Source organism: Mobilitalea sibirica (assembly GCF_015999265.1).
GTDB lineage: Bacteria > Bacillota > Clostridia > Lachnospirales > Lachnospiraceae > Mobilitalea > Mobilitalea sibirica.
Genome location: NZ_JAEAGR010000011.1, coordinates 1 through 16,890, shown reverse-complemented (window position 1 = coordinate 16,890; position 16,890 = coordinate 1). Strand labels below are relative to the sequence as shown.

19 protein-coding genes are annotated in these 16,890 nt (G+C 34.7%); 7 read left to right on the top strand and 12 right to left on the bottom strand.

Annotated elements, in window-relative coordinates:
• Window positions 1–163 precede the first annotated feature (163 nt).
• From I5677_RS10895 to I5677_RS10885, 3 genes are read right to left on the bottom strand one after another with little or no spacing between them, the layout of a single operon-like run.
• Complete coding sequence (locus tag I5677_RS10895; protein WP_197661622.1) at window positions 164–766, bottom strand: thymidine kinase; 603 nt, start codon at window positions 764–766, stop codon at window positions 164–166.
• A gap of 28 nt (window positions 767–794) precedes the next feature.
• Window positions 795–1,289 (bottom strand): Gx transporter family protein, encoded by a 495-nt coding sequence (locus I5677_RS10890; protein WP_197661621.1) that lies wholly within the window; start codon window positions 1,287–1,289, stop codon window positions 795–797.
• A gap of 12 nt (window positions 1,290–1,301) precedes the next feature.
• Window positions 1,302–1,721, bottom strand: coding sequence for a NusG domain II-containing protein (locus tag I5677_RS10885; protein ID WP_197661620.1), 420 nt, complete (start codon window positions 1,719–1,721; stop codon window positions 1,302–1,304).
• Between the two features lie 491 nt (window positions 1,722–2,212).
• On the opposite strand from I5677_RS10885, the gene I5677_RS10880 reads away from it, so the two are divergent.
• Window positions 2,213–3,202, top strand: coding sequence for an FAD:protein FMN transferase (locus I5677_RS10880; protein WP_408632536.1), 990 nt, complete (start codon window positions 2,213–2,215; stop codon window positions 3,200–3,202).
• Between the two features lie 2 nt (window positions 3,203–3,204).
• Here the strand turns inward: I5677_RS10880 and I5677_RS10875 are convergent, their stop codons facing one another.
• Window positions 3,205–4,032: an Mrp/NBP35 family ATP-binding protein gene (locus I5677_RS10875; RefSeq protein ID WP_197661618.1), complete on the bottom strand. Its 828-nt coding sequence runs from the start codon at window positions 4,030–4,032 to the stop codon at window positions 3,205–3,207.
• Window positions 4,033–4,067: 35 nt separating this feature from the next.
• Window positions 4,068–4,412, bottom strand: a complete 345-nt coding sequence (locus I5677_RS10870) for a DUF134 domain-containing protein (RefSeq protein ID WP_197661617.1) — start codon at window positions 4,410–4,412, stop codon at window positions 4,068–4,070.
• A 278-nt stretch (window positions 4,413–4,690) separates the two neighbouring features.
• Here I5677_RS10870 and I5677_RS10865 point away from each other — a divergent pair, with 278 nt between their 5' ends.
• Window positions 4,691–5,731: a DUF4474 domain-containing protein gene (locus I5677_RS10865; RefSeq protein WP_197661616.1), complete on the top strand. Its 1,041-nt coding sequence runs from the start codon at window positions 4,691–4,693 to the stop codon at window positions 5,729–5,731.
• Between the two features lie 13 nt (window positions 5,732–5,744).
• Entirely contained in the window at window positions 5,745–6,659 is a 915-nt protein-coding gene (locus I5677_RS10860; RefSeq protein WP_197661615.1) for a metallophosphoesterase, read from the top strand.
• Between the two features lie 205 nt (window positions 6,660–6,864).
• On the opposite strand, the gene I5677_RS10855 is transcribed toward I5677_RS10860, so the two are convergent.
• Window positions 6,865–7,431: a flavin reductase family protein gene (locus I5677_RS10855; RefSeq protein ID WP_197661614.1), complete on the bottom strand. Its 567-nt coding sequence runs from the start codon at window positions 7,429–7,431 to the stop codon at window positions 6,865–6,867.
• A 283-nt stretch (window positions 7,432–7,714) separates the two neighbouring features.
• Here I5677_RS10855 and I5677_RS10850 point away from each other — a divergent pair, with 283 nt between their 5' ends.
• The 3 genes from I5677_RS10850 (at window position 7,715) to I5677_RS10840 (ending at window position 9,171) form a co-directional block, all read left to right on the top strand.
• Entirely contained in the window at window positions 7,715–7,909 is a 195-nt protein-coding gene (locus I5677_RS10850; RefSeq protein WP_197661613.1) for a ferredoxin, read from the top strand.
• A gap of 67 nt (window positions 7,910–7,976) precedes the next feature.
• A complete protein-coding gene (locus tag I5677_RS10845) occupies window positions 7,977–8,252 on the top strand; it encodes a GNAT family N-acetyltransferase (protein ID WP_197661612.1) in 276 nt (91 codons plus the stop codon).
• 208 nt (window positions 8,253–8,460) lie between these two features.
• Window positions 8,461–9,171, top strand: coding sequence for a DUF421 domain-containing protein (locus tag I5677_RS10840; protein ID WP_197661611.1), 711 nt, complete (start codon window positions 8,461–8,463; stop codon window positions 9,169–9,171).
• On the opposite strand, the gene I5677_RS10835 is transcribed toward I5677_RS10840, so the two are convergent.
• Complete coding sequence (locus tag I5677_RS10835; RefSeq protein WP_197661610.1) at window positions 9,151–9,294, bottom strand: hypothetical protein; 144 nt, start codon at window positions 9,292–9,294, stop codon at window positions 9,151–9,153. The two genes, I5677_RS10840 and I5677_RS10835, sit on opposite strands and share 21 nt — an antisense overlap.
• Before the next feature lie 305 nt (window positions 9,295–9,599).
• Between I5677_RS10835 and I5677_RS10830 the strand changes: the two genes are divergently transcribed.
• On the top strand, window positions 9,600–10,706 hold the full coding sequence (locus I5677_RS10830) for a M23 family metallopeptidase (protein ID WP_243456571.1): 1,107 nt from the start codon (window positions 9,600–9,602) through the stop codon (window positions 10,704–10,706).
• Window positions 10,707–11,198: 492 nt separating this feature from the next.
• Here I5677_RS10830 and I5677_RS10825 read toward each other — a convergent pair whose 3' ends face one another.
• The 5 genes from I5677_RS10825 to I5677_RS10805 form a co-directional block, all read right to left on the bottom strand.
• Window positions 11,199–12,299 (bottom strand): GerAB/ArcD/ProY family transporter, encoded by a 1,101-nt coding sequence (locus tag I5677_RS10825; RefSeq protein WP_197661608.1) that lies wholly within the window; start codon window positions 12,297–12,299, stop codon window positions 11,199–11,201.
• 203 nt (window positions 12,300–12,502) lie between these two features.
• Window positions 12,503–13,606 carry a Ger(x)C family spore germination protein gene (locus I5677_RS10820; protein WP_197661607.1) on the bottom strand — a complete coding sequence of 368 codons (1,104 nt, stop codon included), beginning with the start codon at window positions 13,604–13,606 and terminating at the stop codon, window positions 12,503–12,505.
• Window positions 13,607–15,079 (bottom strand): spore germination protein, encoded by a 1,473-nt coding sequence (locus I5677_RS10815; RefSeq protein WP_197661606.1) that lies wholly within the window; start codon window positions 15,077–15,079, stop codon window positions 13,607–13,609.
• 369 nt (window positions 15,080–15,448) lie between these two features.
• Entirely contained in the window at window positions 15,449–15,715 is a 267-nt protein-coding gene (locus I5677_RS10810; RefSeq protein WP_197661605.1) for a DUF6514 family protein, read from the bottom strand.
• Window positions 15,716–16,452: 737 nt separating this feature from the next.
• Window positions 16,453–16,890 (bottom strand): thiamine pyrophosphate-dependent enzyme (locus I5677_RS10805; RefSeq protein WP_243456570.1); only part of this gene is annotated, 438 nt, incomplete at its 5' end.

Here is a 16,890-nt window from a genome sequence, read left to right as displayed (position 1 = left end):
TAAAACAAAATGTGTATCCATGGCTACATATCTCTTTGCATTAAAAAACCGTTAATGAAAAGCATGATAAACCGCTTATGCTTTAACTTACTTTCATTAACGGATGAATTGAAATCTTATGATAACTCATATCAAGAGTATAAACATCCTATTTTCATTGTTATTATTCCAAAAATTTAAAATTATTCTTACTTTGATTTTTTTGTCCTTCAATAAAGCATTGATAACACATCGGCGTATATCTGTCATTTCCACCAATTAGTATTTGTTCACCCTCAGTTATAATTTTGCCATTTTCATCCATTCTCACATTTACCGTAGCCTTTTTTCCACAGGAGCAAATCGTTTTAATCTCGGTAATGGAATCAGCAATCTCCAACAACCGTTTACTGCCGGGGAACATCTTGGTACGAAAATCCGTACGTAAACCAAAACATAACACAGGTATCTTATAATCAATCACTATCATAGACAACTGATTCACCTGATCCTCAGACATAAACTGGCACTCATCCACTATGATAACATCAACCGGTTCCGATAGTTCTTTATACGTATCATAAACATTTTCTTTAAAATGAAGTACATAAGCCTTTGATGAAAGTCCAATTCTGGATTTTATGATACCCTCCCCATCTCTAGAATCTATCTGCGGCTTAATTAGCCAGACCTTCATACCTCGTTCCTCATAGTTAAATTTCGTAATTAATGCCTGCGCTGTTTTTGAACTGCCCATAACACCGTATTTGAAATATAATTTCGCCATGGTTACTCCCTATTCTCTGTGGATTATATTATCTTAATATGTTTCTGATCCTTTTCACAATCATAGCACCTAATATTCCGATTAACGTTCCGGTTACAACACCGGAAACCAATAAAAACGGTAAGTAATAGAACAAATTAATATTATCAACAACAAAGATAGCTACTAAAATCTGTCCGATATTATGGGATACTCCTCCGATGATACTGACTCCGACAATGCTAAAAAGCTTACTCCATTTAAATATTGACATCAGAGCCCAGCTGAGTAATCCACCACCCAGACTGAACATCATGGTAGACGGGTTACCGAAGGTAAATCCGACGAGTAATATTCGTATTAAAGATAAAACAAAAGCTTCCTTTGCTCCCATACTGTATAAAGCCGTTATTACTACAAGATTGGCAAGTCCCAATTTTATACCGGGTACAGCAAAGGGGATCTGAATCAGACTTTCAATATAACTTAATATAAAGGCCAATGCAACTAGCAGGCCATAGGTTGCAACTTTTTTTGATTTCATCTTAACTCCTTATTAATTGGCCACAGCATCGACTTCGTTCTCTTCACCACCGGTAATTTTAAGTACCACTTTATTAGGAAGACAGGTAATATCTTCTGTATTATAATGAATATCTTTGTGATTAACACAAATCTTATCCGGGCAGCTAGCATCAAGCATATCTACTTTCCCATCTTTTATCTCAAACAGATTCCATTCTCCGTTGTCAAGCTCCACCTTTTCTGTCATATCTATATTTAAATCTAAGGTTTTATACTCTACGTTATCTATAAATATTTTTACTTTACTTCCCTCAGTTTTTGTTATTTGCATAACAATAAATACTATTAAACCAAGGAACAATACCGCACCGATCAAAATAATATCTTGTTTTCTAATCAGCTGATTCGATGTATCATCCTTCCGTTTTTGTTGCTCAGTTATTTGTTTCATTCTATACCAGCCTCTCGATATTGTTAAGAAAACTTATAATCCTATCTATCATTATAGCTACTTATATCTTGTCAATAATAATACTAACAAAGGAAAAAGTCAAGTAAATCTCCACTTTTTAGCCTGTAATCCGGTAATAATTATTACCAGAAATCCCAGTACAATCGTTCTTTCTTGACACATTAATTTTACTAAAATACAATGAATGCAAGATAGCGTGAAATGTTTTAATAGATCTATTTATTATTTATTTCACATTAAAATAGTATCCATATTATGAAAAGTCTAGCGAAAATATTAGTGTAATAGGTGAAACTATGATATTAAAAATTCAAATTCCTTTCATACAAAAAAAGCATGGTAAGCATGCTCTCTGTTCATTTACCGGATTGTTACCTAATGACCAAACGCATATTTTAACTAAATACAAAAACAAAAAGAAACTTAAGAAGCATCGAATAACCTTTTTGTTTATACTTGTATCCGTTCTAATGTTTTGGAGCTGTTCTAGATTAAACCCGATTGAAAGGTCTAAAGAAAATACATCAGCATATATAACAAAAACTGCTTTCCTCCTTAATACCGTAGTTACTATTACCATATATGATAAGCAGGAAGAAAGCCTATTGGATGAAAGCATGGACTTAATCCGTCATTATGAAAAAATCTATAGCCGTACTGCGAAAGACAGTGAATTATATGCATTAAACCATAGTATGGTTCCTTTTAACGGGAAAACACGCCAAATTTCTAATGAGCTTTCCCAGTTACTTGCATACGGATTATCTTACAGTAAACTATCCGAAGGTGCCTTTGACATATCGACTGCACCAATCAGTTCTTTGTGGAATTTTACCGGATTAAGTCCTATCCTTCCCTCAGAAGATGATATAAATAATGCTTTACAGCTGGTAAATTATGAATTTATTCAATTAAACGGTAATGAATTAAGTTTTTCGAAGGAAAACATCCGTATTGATCTTGGTGCCATAGCGAAAGGTTATATCGCAGATAGAGTAAAGGAATATCTTCAATCCAAAAACGTAAAAAGTGCAATGATAAATCTAGGGGGTAATATATTATGCATCGGTAATAAACCCGATGGTTCTCCCTTTCATATTGGTATACAAAAACCCTTTGCAGACAGGAACGAAACAATCGAAGTCATGAAATTGTCCGATGTATCTGTGGTTTCCTCCGGTATTTATGAGCGCTTCTTTTCTTTAGATGGAAAGTTGTATCACCATATACTAAATCCTGAAACAGGTTATCCCTATGAGAATGATTTAATCTCAGTAACTATCATATCGAACAAATCAGTAGATGGTGATGGTCTCAGTACCTCCTGTTTTGCTTTGGGCTTAGAGAAAGGACTAAAATTACTTGCTGATATTCCGGACACCTATGGTGTTTTTATCACGAAGGATTATGAAATCATCTATTCAGAAGGATTTCACGATGCGATTGAGTTAGTCAGATAAGTTTACTTTTCTAACTTATCTGCAATAGGGTCAAGCCAGTTACCATCAAATAACTCTATCATTCCTTTATCACAGGCAGCAGCCAGCTTCGGATCAATCGGAAGCTTAGCAAATACTGGAATTTTATGTTCTTTTGCCAGCTCTTCTATATGGCTTTCACCAAAAATGGGATATTCTTTATCACAATCCGGACATTTAAAATAAGACATATTTTCAACAATACCTAATATCGGTATGTTCATCATCTCAGCCATTTTGACTGCCTTTGATACAATCATGGATACCAGCTCCTGAGGAGAGGTAACTATAATAATTCCATCAACAGCCAAGGACTGAAAAACTGTTAGGGGAACATCTCCTGTACCGGGAGGCATATCAACAAACATATAATCCACATCATTCCATATAACATCGGACCAAAATTGTTTTACAGTACCTGCAATAATCGGTCCTCTCCAAACAACCGGATCTGTCTCATTATTTAGTAGCAAATTAATTGACATAATATCGATTCCTGTTTTCGTTTTCACCGGTAAAAGACCAAGTTCATTGCCCATTGCTTTTTCTTTAATACCAAAGGCTTTGGGTATGGAGGGTCCGGTAATATCCGCATCTAAAATGGCGCTGTTATACCCTCTTCTGTTCATGGTTACCGCAAGAAGGGAGGTTGCCAGGGATTTTCCGACACCACCTTTGCCGCTTACAATACCGATAACTTTTTTAATACAGCTTAATTCATGGGGTTGTACGCTAAAATCCGGTTTCGTTGTTTTTCTTTCTGTACAATCCACACCACAGGAATTGCAGTTCATATTACAGTTCTCGCTCATCATTTATCTCCTTTTACTTTGATTTTAGTAACAAATCAGTCACTCTTTTTTATACAATTACCTTTACAACAGGATTTATCAAGACCATCACAAACAAGAATATCTCCCCCTTCAATTCTTAATAGATTACCGTTTACCAATGACTGGGCTAGTTTTTTTCTGGCATCATTATAAATTGCCTGAATTGTTGTTCTTGCCACTTTCATTTGGTTGGCACATTCCTCCTGGGTATATTCGTGCAAGTCAATTAATCTGATCGTCTCATATTCATCCACCGTCATGGTTACATATTGTTTATTACACTGCGCCTTATTCAGAGGACCAAATTGATCACTATCCGGTAAATTGCATACTTTTCTGCATTTTTTAGGCCTTGGCATCCTTTCACCTCTCCTGCATATTATAGGTAATTTTCAAACAACACAATTATACTACTTATTTGACATATGTCAATATCTCATTGTTCAATGATCACACAACCACATAGCTTTATTCTATGTTTTAAAAGCATTTTGGATGGATTCTCTAAGCTTATAATTATATTCCTATACTTATTTCAAACTTCAAAAAATATATGGTTCCTGCAATTTATTATTTTTAACAACAAAGGTATATCACGAATATGATGATATATAACATGATGAAAGGAGCTGATAAAATGTTAGAAATACAGGTAGGTAGTCTGATTTCAGGTATAGTAAATGCTTCTGCGCTTTGGCTTTTATATACTCAAAATAAAGTATTAGTTATTCTCGGTTTATTGGGTTTACTTTTTATTGTATCTATCTTCTACCGGATTAGAAAAAAGAAAAAGAAGAAACAAGAACCGGTAGTAATCCGTCCGATTACCGATGTTATAGGAACCAATCCTGAACGCTTGGCCATATTAAATAAGGATCTATCCCCCTTCGGTTTTGCATATGAACCTTTACAGGATTTTTTCTATTCACTTATGGACGGATGGCAAAGGAAATTTGGCTATTGCAGACTTTATGACGAAGCTAGTGCAACACTTAGCATGATTATAGATTGTGAACCGATTTATTTTGAATATGCCGGAAAAAAATGGCTCATTGAATTTTGGAAAGGTCAATATGGGATGACCACCGGAGGCGAGGTAGGTGTATATTATACCACCGGTCCGGATCTAAATATTCCGGGTGTTTTCAATGGGACATTTTATTTTGCACTTAAGGATGAGGATCGTATTAATATGTCCTTCGCCTTTCGCAAAAACGGTAATCTATTATTTACCAGAAGTGCTTACCATTGGTGGATTACGGGATTTAAATTGGGTGAATTTTCTTACCCATCAGAGCTGACGATGGATATCATTATGGATTTATATGATTATCCTATGGCGGTTGCATTCGCAAAAGCTCTTATGAAGGCAGGTTATACAGAAGAAGAATTTGCTGTAAGAGGGCCAAGAGTATTTATCCATTTTGATAAACCTCATACACCGCAACCATTTACCAGAAAACCATTAACAGAGTTTCTTGCTCAAAAGAACAACAGATCTTTTTGTAATTCCTATAATAAGCTAACGCAGGCTTACACTGATACAGTAGATAAGTTGACTGCATTACGAAGCGAATCACCGGATATGTATGACCGTGCTTTAAATATTGGCAAAACACGTAAAGTATTCGAAGCCTACAATAAAATTAAAGATTTTATCGAAAAGGATGAAGAATGAAGGGAGTGAGGGAATGTCTACTTCAAAACGATTATCCCAAGTACTAGCTTCATCTAAGGTTCTTCCCTTTGACGACAGTTCCAAAATTGTTATTATGAGTGACTGCCATCGTGGTGATGGAGGTTGGACTGATAATTTCCTTGCAAATCAAAATCTGTTTTTTGCGGCACTATCCTATTACTACGAGCGAGGTTATACTTATATAGAGTTAGGCGACGGAGATGAGTTATGGGAAAACAGAAAAATTGAGAATATTATCAATACCCATAGTGATGCATTTTGGCTTATGTCACAATTTTACCGAGTCGGACGCTTATATATGCTCTACGGAAACCATGATATCGTGAAAAGAGAACCAAGATATTCAAGAACAAAATGTTACTCATTCTATTGCGATAGCGTAAACTCCACAATTGCACTGTTCCCCGGAATAGAATTTTTAGAAGGTTTGATTTTGAATTATATTAACACAGATTATACAATTTTTCTCACCCATGGTCATCAAGCGGATATATTAAACGATACTTTTTGGAGGTTGTCCCGCTTTTTAGTGCGTTATCTATGGAGGCCGTTAGAATTAATCGGGATAAAGGACCCAACCAGTGCAGCAAAAAACTATGAAAAGAAAAATAAAGTTGAGAAAAGATTAATAGATTGGTCAAAAAAACAAAACCAAATGGTAATCACAGGTCATACCCATCGTCCTGTTTTTCCTAATGTCGGGGAGTCTCTTTATTTTAATGATGGTAGTTGTGTTCATCCCCGTTGTATAACAGCAATCGAAATAATTAATGGAACCATTACATTAGTAAAATGGGCAGTTATGACAAAGTCGGACCGCTCTTTATATGTAGGTAGGGATGTGCTGGAATCTCCGGTCCGATTACTAAATTACTTTGAAGCAAACTTAGGTAAACCGGGTCAATAAAAAAGCCTTAAATTACGATAGAATTAATATATAAGCGTATTTTCATGGGAGTACTATCCGGCTCTTCACATTTTCTTAAGAGGTACTCGTTTCCTACGACTATAGTTCAAGCATTGTATGAGTCCCTTCTGTAGAGATTACGAAAGATTAGGATACAGACTCCCATGTTTATTCTAAACAGCAAAATGCTAATTTTATAAAGCACTTACTTCTTTTTCTTAACTGAATAGCCGAATTTACCTAGCTGTTGACCTAATCCATAATATTCACCATGGGAATATACAATCAGTCTCGAATTGTTAAGATTGAATTTTCCCGATTGATCCATATATTTTTTATCTACAGCTACATTTACTACTTCTCCTAGAAACATATCATGGGTTCCTAGGGGAATGATATCCTTTACCTTACATTCGATACTTACAGGGCTTTCTCCGATCAGTGGGGCCTTTACTTCTTTACCCTGTATGGGTGTCAGTTTCATTTCCTTAAATTTATCTACATCTCTACCGGATCTTACGCCACAATAGTCTGCCTGTTTGACTAAATCTTGTGTTACAAGATTAATCACAAATTCCTGACTATCTTTTATCATCTGATACGAATATCGTTCCCTACGGATTGAGATAGACACCATTGCAGGATTACTACAGATGGTTCCGGCCCATGCCACCGTTATAATATTATGTTTTAAATTCTGATCTGTACAGCTGACCATCACTGCAGGAATTGGATATAGCATATTACCCGGACGAAAATATTCTTTTTCCATACGATTTATCCTTTCTATAATTTGTCTAATATAAGTCTAGTATGATTTATTGTATCGGTATTTTATTTTACTGTCAAATAACATACAATATTTTGTTACATTGTTTTTGTTACTTTGTATTTACTACTTTGTTTTATAACCTTATTTTGTTCCTATAAAAACAAACATTGAGATTAATTCAATTTAATTTTTGCAGACTAATTTCATATAATTTGTATAATACATTTCCAAATTTATAATAATATAGTAGAATTGTATTATACCATGAAAGGAGAAATAAACGATGAAAGCATATGTTGATCAAGATGGTTGCATCAGCTGCGGTTTATGTATTGACTTATGTCCGGAGGTTTTTAGTTATAATGAAGATGATGTTTCTGTAGCGATTGAAGGAGATATTCCTGAAGATGCACTGGAAAGAGCTGAAGAATCCAGAGATGGTTGTCCGGTTAGTGTAATTGACCTGAAAGATGAGTAATAAATAAGGATTAATTATATTAGACCATCGCACCTACTGCATGGTCTTTTCTGTGGAGGATGAATGAATGTTTGAACATGAGAAAAATCGTATCTATATGGTTGATGAAGACAATCAAATGCTGGCCGTGATTACCTTTCCGACCCATTCCGATAATACCGTGATCATCGATCATACTTATGTAAGCCCTTCCTTAAGAGGCCAAGGGATTGCAGGTAAGCTTATGGAGGAAACCGTCTCTCACTTAAGGGAAAACAATTTAAAAGCCCGTCTTTCCTGTAGTTATGCCAGAGAATGGTTTCAAAGGCATCCTGAATGTAATGATGTACTTGATAAGAATTAAATAATACTTATCTTCTTAAGCTGTTGACATGATGTATAACGAAGCATAAAGGGATAGCTAACCTTGCTGCGTTATTCATTATGTAACAGCTTTTTTATTAAAAAGCATACGCGATCTCATTCATATTTTCTATTTATTTGGTCATTCTAATAAGAAAGATCTATTTATTAGATATGTTTCTAGATTTAAATTACATTTGGAGGATTTTATGGGTATCACGAAAATTGTTGTTTCAACCTTGGTATCCCTCACTGCATTATTCACTGTTACAAAGTTAATGGGAAATCGGGAAATGTCTCAGTTAAGTATGTTTGATTATGTAAGCAGTGTTGCGATAGGTTCTATTGCCGGTGAGATGGCTATTCTATCAACTGATAGTATTATAGAACCTCTGGTTTCTATGTTGATTTATACTTTCTTTGCTATTTTTGTATCTTATATGACATGTAAATCCATATATTTAAGAAGATTTTTTGAAGGTCAGGCAATACTACTCTATCAAAATGGTCAGATATTTGAAAAGAATTTATTAAAAGCAAAATTAGATATTGATGAATTATTATCTGTTTGCAGAATCAGTGGGTATTATAATCTAGAAGAGGTCCACACAATATATCTTGAAACGAACGGTAATATAAGTGTCTTGCCAATGACAAAAAACCAGCCGGTTACACCAAAGGATTTAAACATTGACGTAATACAAAGCGTTCCCCTTTCTAATATTATCATCGATGGTAAAGTTATGAAAGATAATTTAAAAAGCACCGGAAAAAATATTATGTGGTTGGAGGAACAATTAAAGCAATATCATGTTGATAATATTAAGGAAGTCATATTGGCAACCTATGATGAATCAAAGGATAAGGTAAATATATATTTTAAAAATCATAAAAAGATGTTACGGGATATCTTTGAATAAATATAAATCCACTCGAAATTCTTTCTCGTGGATCGCGGTCTCGTTCGCTTCTTCTTTCGTTACGAGCGCCTTCTTTTCAGCTCTTTCAGAGCTTTCAAGCGATAATAAAATACTCGCTTTCATTCAAGCATGACTCCGCTTCATCCACTCGAAATTCTTTCTCGTGGATCGCGGTCTCGTTCGCTTCCTTTTTCGTTACGAGCGCCTTCTTTTCAGCTCTTTTAGAGCTTCTAAAGGACAATAAAATACACGCAATCATTCAAGCAAGCTTGATGATGCGTGTATTTTGTTGTCCTCAAAACTGCTAAAGCAGTTTTGGCGCTCGTAACTTACTTAATTGCTCACTTTGTTTTCGCGAATTTTAGTTATACTTGTTTCATTTATCACATAAAATGTTACAAGTTTCAATACAAGGATGTTGTACCCTTATGGTTTTTAAATCTAAATTTAAGCATATTGTTATTTATGAATTAATTCTTTTATGTTTTTTTTCTTCCGTTCTTATCAAACAAAATTTTGAGGAGAAGGCCGCTATCTTTGCATCCATGTATGATGCAGAAAAGGATTTTATTAAATGGGTCAATTTTGATGTTTGCTATAAAGCCCTAGTCAAGGCTTATAAATATGATGTTGAGTCCCAGACTGAGGAAGTGAAATTGAATTGGATTGAACTTCTGGCATATCTGGGTACGAAGTATGGTGGAGATTTTTCCAGATATAGAGAAAAACATATGAATGATCTTGTGAAAAAGTTAAGAGATAAAGAGGAAACAATGGAAACCATCACCGATGGAATGAAACATTATGATTATTATTTAGAGGCTTATGGAGCTGTCCTTGGCGGTATGGTCGGCGATTATAAAATAGAAGTGCCGGACGAAGCAAGTCCGGGAGGTAAGAAGTGGGAAAAAAAGTATGGTCTTAAAGCCTTTCTACCTATAGCAAAATATTATCCCTATAGTCATTTTGATGACTTTGGTGTATCCAGAAGCTATGGATTTAAAAGAAAGCATCTTGGACATGACATGATGGGTCAGGTAGGAACACCAATCGTCGCTGTTGAATCCGGTTACATTGAGGCCCTTGGTTGGAACCAATACGGTGGCTGGAGAATCGGAATTCGAAGCTTTGATAAAAAAAGGTATTACTATTATGCCCACCTGCGTAAAAATTTCCCCTTCAATAAATCTCTAAAAGTAGGAAGCATCGTTCAGGCCGGGGATGTCATCGGATATCTTGGAAGAACCGGCTACAGCACCAGTGAAAACTCCAATAATATCCGTACCCCTCATTTGCATTTTGGTCTTCAATTAGTCTTTGATGAATCACAAAAGGAAGCCCTTGCAGAAATCTGGATTGACTGCTATGACCTAATCCTATTTCTATATCACAACCGATGTGAAACCGTTAAAAATCAAGCAACCAAGGAATATCATAGAGTTTATCAATTCGTTGACCCAATTGCAGAACATTACATTAATCATAGTATCTATAAATACGATGACGATGAATTCAAGATACACATCTACGAGTAATCATTAACTAATAAAAGTATATGAGATGTCCTGATCAACCTACTATAGCATCATCTAAACCATAAAGTGATAATCATACATACCATATGTTCTAAACCGAGCGAAAAATTTGCCTACTTTATTATAGTTCATAAATCACTTATTACGTGCTAAGTTCTTCTTCGATCTATACTATAAAGGATGATATACATCTCTTTTGTTTAAACCAGACTCAGAATTCGTCTACTTTATATCTAATCGCTTAAACGTACAAAGGACTGTTTTATTCTATACTATAAAATGATGAAATAAGACATTGGATTTCACTTAATACACTATTTGGTGAACAACTTCTATAAAATTGTTTGACTGTTATGTACATTCATGTACGTAAACCAAGCAGACAATTCATAGAAGTTGTACTCCAACGAGTGTGTGGGGAACCAATGTCTTGTTTCATCTTACACTTTCTATATATAAAACAGCCCTCTTCATATAATCTAGCTAACATTCCTAATATTGCTTTGCAATCTTCTTCCTCTTTAGTAATCCAATAATACCGATCAATGCAGGTATGATATATTGGAAAATCATATTGGAATTGACTATGAAATAACGATATAAAAAATCAAACTCAAACTGCGTACTACTGATAAAATAAGTCAGATAATAAACAATCATAGCTAAGGGTACAAACAAATAGCCAATTTCAGTTAATTGAAATAGCCACATAAAACATCTGTATAAAATAATCGCTGAAACACATACCGCAATAAAGTCTGAAAGAATACAAATTAAAGTAATCAATACTTCAAACCGCTCAAATATATTAAAGAAAGATATACTTTTCACTGTAATATAGAAAGGAAACGGAAGGTTTGTGGCTAAATCTGCTCCGGTAATACCAAAAGTAAATATAGTAATAACAAAAGAGAGGACGATAAATACTACAGCTGCATACCAAAGCTTTCTCATCTGTTGTTTTGATATGGTTATACCTAATTTATCAGCAAAAAACAACACAATGATGATATTCCCACCCACTGCTATCACATTTTTCGATGCAGTCATTGTTGTAGGTAAATTTATGGTCGAAACCGGAAGCAAATAGTCCATTCGAAGTCTGGTTAGAGCGCAGAAGAATAAGATGCCAAACAATACAAGAATTGGACCTAGGGTAAACTCTGAAAATCTAAAAATTGTTTTCATACCTCGCATTAACGCATGAAACACTAATATAATCAATATAACCATAAAAAAATTCGATCTGGTATGGGGCATTAAGGTAAATTGCATCGTAAGAGAGTATGCGTTAATCTTAGCTGTTATTGATAATAAAATCCATATCAAATAACTTAAAATGATTAATTTGGCAAGAAACCTTCCAATCAATTGTTCCATTATTTCATAAAAGCTTAACCCGGGAAACTCCCTAAGCAAAATAATGACAATCCCCGTAAGCGGTAGGATTACAAGCACTGACCATAGAGGACTTAAATATCCGCTTTTTCCTGCTTCCCCTGCCAAAGCGGATGGTATCTGCCGAAGTATCGGAGATAATGATAAAAACAGATACGTGTATGCTATTTGTCTGATTGATACTTCCTTGTTCATTATAATCACCTCATTTTATATATTTTTCTACAATATATACTAAGCTGGAGACATGGGGTGAAAGCATGTGAACAACCCCCAAAAATCCCCCTAAAAAAGATAGAAATAAGAATAATAACATATTACGTTTTTTTCGAAACAGTGTATCTTTTTCTCTAATTAACGTATAAATCAATAAAACCCCAAAAATATATATCATTCGTTTACCTCACATTTCCCAGGATAAAAGATTTATCAATCTTAGAATTTAATACATATTGATATTCAATGTCCGGTATTATTTCTACCCAATCCTTCTCCATATCCTTCCATTCCCTAACATGGTTATATTCCACCAAACGGGCTATCTGTAAAATATCAGAACCACTGTTAACTGAATAATCTGTGGCCTTTTTTAAAAGCTTTACAATATACTCATTCTGTGCCTGAGTAAGTTTATCTAGACCCTTCCGGGTAAATATATCTTCCTCGGTAGTTACCTCTTTAATCATTGTTTCAAAATCATGATTTATAATAACTGTAACTTCTTTATCATTTAAATGTGTCTTTAAATCCGTACTTGTATAAGATAGTTCCAATCCCACTCCTTCCTCAAGAAATATAGGATGTCTTCTTATTATGTTTCGAATGAAGTCTACACCTGTAGAGGTTTCCTTATCTAAATAATCTTTAAGTTTCATCTGATCCAAAACTGTATACCCCTCTATCAAAAAACTACTTTCATCCGAGATTAGATAAGGTATCAAAATACTGGAACTAGTTTGTTTCATTTCATTTAAGAGATTTACCAGTGTGTTATCCAGTCTGGTGAACATCTCATTTTGTTTTTGCTTTATTGCCTCTAAATCCTCGTGTATCTTCTGTTTTGCTTCCATACCCTTCTTGATAAATGTTTTAGCATCTATACTTTTTGTAACAAAAATTAAGGATTCCATCTTGATGGTTTCATCCCGTGACAAAAAATCAAGACAAGTATCAATCCCATTCTTTGCAGCCGAATCTCCGATTAGAAAACTTCCTGTCTGGGCAAGGGTTATTGTCTTTTTATTCTTTAATTTCAGGTCTTCTAGGGCGGCATAAGGAGTTTTTCCGGACCCCTCTGCTATCTCCTCTTGGTCTGCACTGCCTCCCTGTTCCGGATCAGCGCCCCCACCGGTTTTATATAAGGCACTTAAGGTATACTCATCCTCCGTATAATCAATACCTAAAACCAAAACAATATTAATTTCATCAATCTCTCTTCGATTCATATCATGAGAGCAACCACAGAGTAATAACGGAAATAAAAGTAAGAATATTTTATTCATCTAAACACTCTTTTCCTGTTCTTTTTGTTTTTTCTTATTTTTCTTAGCAATATCCTCCGGTCTTCTTAGAAAAAACCGTATTGGAAAACGAAACAAAGTATCCTTTTGATTTCTACCCTCCACGTCGACAAATGGAGATAGATATGCTACCCCATAATTATCAAGACTACATAAATGTGTAATAATTAGGATTAATCCTATTGCCAACCCGAAAAATCCGCTAAATGCAGCCAATATCGCCATAAGAAACCGGATTAAGCGAATTCCGTTACTTAAATCCTGATTCGGCATTACAAATCCTGCTATGCCCGATAATGCAATTATTACAACGACTGCCGGTGAAACCAAATTCGCAGCTACAGCCGATTGTCCAACTACAATACCACCAAGAATTGAAAGGGCAGTTCCAATTGCCTTCGGTAATCTTAAGCCGGCTTCTATTAATACTTCAAAGGCAATAAGCAGTCCGATAATCTCCGATGCGGAAGAAAACGGAACATTTTGTTTTGCCGCCTGCACAGATAATGCCAGTTGTACAGGCAGCATCTGATTCTGATAGGTCGTGGCAGCGATATAAAATGCGGGTAAGAATATTGTCACAATCATAGCAAGATATCGGATAATTCGAAGGGAAGATCCAAGAAGATAATGATTGGCATAATCCTCCGGTGATTGTAACAACATCGGAAGCTGGCAAGGTAACAGATACACAAAAGGAAGCCCGTCGACGACTAATGCAATTCTTCCATCAGAGAGGTTTGCCGCAACCCGATCCGGTCTTTGGGTATACATAATCTGTGGAAATATACTGTTTTTATTTTCAATCAGATATTCTTCAATAAACGCAGGTGTTGAGATACTGTCAATATCAATCTTATTGATGGTATCTCTTATTCGGTTGACAGTATTGATATCGGCGATATTACTGATATATAGTAAAGCCATATCGGTCTTTGATATTCTACCTGCACTTAGGTTTTCTGCTACAAGATATTCTGAGCGAATTCTTCTTCTGATTAATGCCGTATTCATTCTCATTACTTCGATAAAAGAATCTTTTGCACCCTTTACTACTCCTTCTTCCTGAGGTTCGGATACCGATCTTTTTTCGAACATTCTGATATCATATACAATTGCCTTTTGTTCAGCATCAAATAAAAATGCAACCATACCGCTTAGCACATATTTTAGCAGTAAGTTATAATCCTTTTCTTCCTTTGTAAAAACATGGTAAGCTCCTCCACCCAGTAGATAATCCATTAATTCTCTTTCGGTCCTACATTCCGCCAGATATGGATCAATTTTTAAGGAGCGCAGTAGTGCTTCATCCAATAAAGCTTGGTTAATTAATCCGTCCACACAAAACATATGAATTATTATATTATTTTGATTTATTTTAATTGGCCTTACTAATACATCATTACTTTGAGAGAATAATTCCTTAATCAGTGAGGAATTAATAAAGTTCTCCATAAACTTCCTTCTTTCCTAATAAAAATCCGTACCTCTATATTTTCCCTTGGTTCCCTTAAATTATGCATATTTAAGATTATTAATTATAAGTGAAAATAAATTAGTATAGGTCGTTTTTGAACTATTATTTTATTTACCCTATATAAAAAATCGTATTAAAAAAAGACTGTTGCATAAAGGTTGTTGAAAAACGGTTAAGCAGGGTGTACAAGGTAAGTCATACACCCTAAAGTTACATTTTTGCAACAGCCTCTTTGGGACAGTCTTTTTTTAAGTCATGGTAAATCTTATGTAGCCATAATCTTATATCTATGGTATAATTTGAAACGCACTTGTTTTTGATATGACAAAATCTCAGAAAGATAAGTTTTAGACTCTGAAATAGTCTTCTACCATATCCTTGATATGTATCGGAAAAACCTTTCCCTTCACCATGGTATAGAGAAAAGCCTCTGCTTCTCCTTCATCATCTGTGATATCTTCTATAAGGCAATAATTATTAAGGTCCGTTTTATTGTTTCCTTCCTTGTAACATTCAAGACTATACAAGGCATTCTTAAAAATAAGATTATAAACTACTTGGATCTTTTCACTGCTCATTGTTGTAGTACTGGATTTCATTGATAATCCTATCACGCAATGCCACCCCTCTTCAATTGTATTTTAAAATGACCACATAAAATGATTTCATTAGACAGTTTCATTATACCACAAATCTATTGAAAACAAAGAAGGATTGTCGATTTCCTCCATGTAAATAGTAGTAAATTACCTATATATTACCAATTAATTCGGAAGAAAAAGGTTCCGTTCTCCATTGATTCCAAGGATACCAAAACTATGTTAAAATATTGGTTTTTCATGACATCTGTTACGTTTCTTTCAATTTTTATGATATAGGGAATTCGGAGGAATTATCTATGTCGATTAGGGTGTCAAAAGCCTTCTTTTAACTTGAATTTGTCAATTTGCACATAGCTTTCTCTATTCAAAGTGAAGTAAACACAGTTTAATGAGCAACTGTTATGAAGTCGTTCGTACTTAGTTCGCGTGTGTTCGGTCTTATGTACCACTTTGTACTTCATCTAAGCGAGAGCGTGTTGCACATAAACTGTGTTTTGTTCACGAATTCAATAACTAAAATTGTGTAAATTGACGTTTGTTACTTTATTATAGTCCTTGTGACACCCTAATCCTATATCATAAAAAAGGCTTGTTGCAAATGAATCTTTTGAGAGCATACTCCCAGCATATCCATGATACAACAGCCCTTTTTATATACTATCCTGTTTATATTTATCTTACTATCTCAATTTTAATTTATACAATCTCATATTATATCCTGCTATATTTTATAACCAAAATCCTTATTATTAGACAGTAATCGGTTCTTGTTGAGCTATCTGCTTATAGATTTCATAGCGTTCTCTCGCTAATCTCTCTGCTTGCTTAAATAATTCCTCTGCCTGCTCAGGGAAAGTCTTTTCCAGTGCACTATAACGAATTTGTCCCATAATGAAGTCACGGAAGCTTTCTGATGGTTCCTTAGAATCTAAGATAAACGGATTCTTTCCCTGCTCCTTTAAAGTCGGGTTATATCGGTACAGATGCCAGTAACCGGCTTGAACTGCTTTTTTAATGGTTGCCATACTTCTTCCCATACCTTCTTTAATACCATGACTAATGGTAGTGTAAAGTTTGGTATGAAAAACTGATATAAAAAAATATGTCCCTTTGAACATTGAAAAAGCAAATATTTTAACCCTGAATTTATGCATTGGCAGGTTACGCCAACCTTGAGTGCAACAAAA

Excerpts from the sequence above, each read along its gene's own strand:
- I5677_RS10895 (WP_197661622.1), bottom strand. The coding sequence starts at position 766 with ATGGCGAAATTATATTTCAAATACGGTGTTATGGGCAGTTCAAAAACA.
- I5677_RS10890 (WP_197661621.1), bottom strand. The coding sequence starts at position 1,289 with ATGAAATCAAAAAAAGTTGCAACCTATGGCCTGCTAGTTGCATTGGCC.
- I5677_RS10885 (WP_197661620.1), bottom strand. The coding sequence starts at position 1,721 with ATGAAACAAATAACTGAGCAACAAAAACGGAAGGATGATACATCGAAT.
- I5677_RS10880 (WP_408632536.1), top strand. The coding sequence starts at position 2,213 with ATGTTTTGGAGCTGTTCTAGATTAAACCCGATTGAAAGGTCTAAAGAA.
- I5677_RS10875 (WP_197661618.1), bottom strand. The coding sequence starts at position 4,032 with ATGAGCGAGAACTGTAATATGAACTGCAATTCCTGTGGTGTGGATTGT.
- I5677_RS10870 (WP_197661617.1), bottom strand. The coding sequence starts at position 4,412 with ATGCCAAGGCCTAAAAAATGCAGAAAAGTATGCAATTTACCGGATAGT.
- I5677_RS10865 (WP_197661616.1), top strand. The coding sequence starts at position 4,691 with ATGTTAGAAATACAGGTAGGTAGTCTGATTTCAGGTATAGTAAATGCT.
- I5677_RS10860 (WP_197661615.1), top strand. The coding sequence starts at position 5,745 with ATGTCTACTTCAAAACGATTATCCCAAGTACTAGCTTCATCTAAGGTT.
- I5677_RS10855 (WP_197661614.1), bottom strand. The coding sequence starts at position 7,431 with ATGGAAAAAGAATATTTTCGTCCGGGTAATATGCTATATCCAATTCCT.
- I5677_RS10850 (WP_197661613.1), top strand. The coding sequence starts at position 7,715 with ATGAAAGCATATGTTGATCAAGATGGTTGCATCAGCTGCGGTTTATGT.
- I5677_RS10845 (WP_197661612.1), top strand. The coding sequence starts at position 7,977 with ATGTTTGAACATGAGAAAAATCGTATCTATATGGTTGATGAAGACAAT.
- I5677_RS10840 (WP_197661611.1), top strand. The coding sequence starts at position 8,461 with ATGGGTATCACGAAAATTGTTGTTTCAACCTTGGTATCCCTCACTGCA.
- I5677_RS10835 (WP_197661610.1), bottom strand. The coding sequence starts at position 9,294 with ATGAAAGCGAGTATTTTATTATCGCTTGAAAGCTCTGAAAGAGCTGAA.
- I5677_RS10830 (WP_243456571.1), top strand. The coding sequence starts at position 9,600 with ATGGTTTTTAAATCTAAATTTAAGCATATTGTTATTTATGAATTAATT.
- I5677_RS10825 (WP_197661608.1), bottom strand. The coding sequence starts at position 12,299 with ATGAACAAGGAAGTATCAATCAGACAAATAGCATACACGTATCTGTTT.
- I5677_RS10820 (WP_197661607.1), bottom strand. The coding sequence starts at position 13,606 with ATGAATAAAATATTCTTACTTTTATTTCCGTTATTACTCTGTGGTTGC.
- I5677_RS10815 (WP_197661606.1), bottom strand. The coding sequence starts at position 15,079 with ATGGAGAACTTTATTAATTCCTCACTGATTAAGGAATTATTCTCTCAA.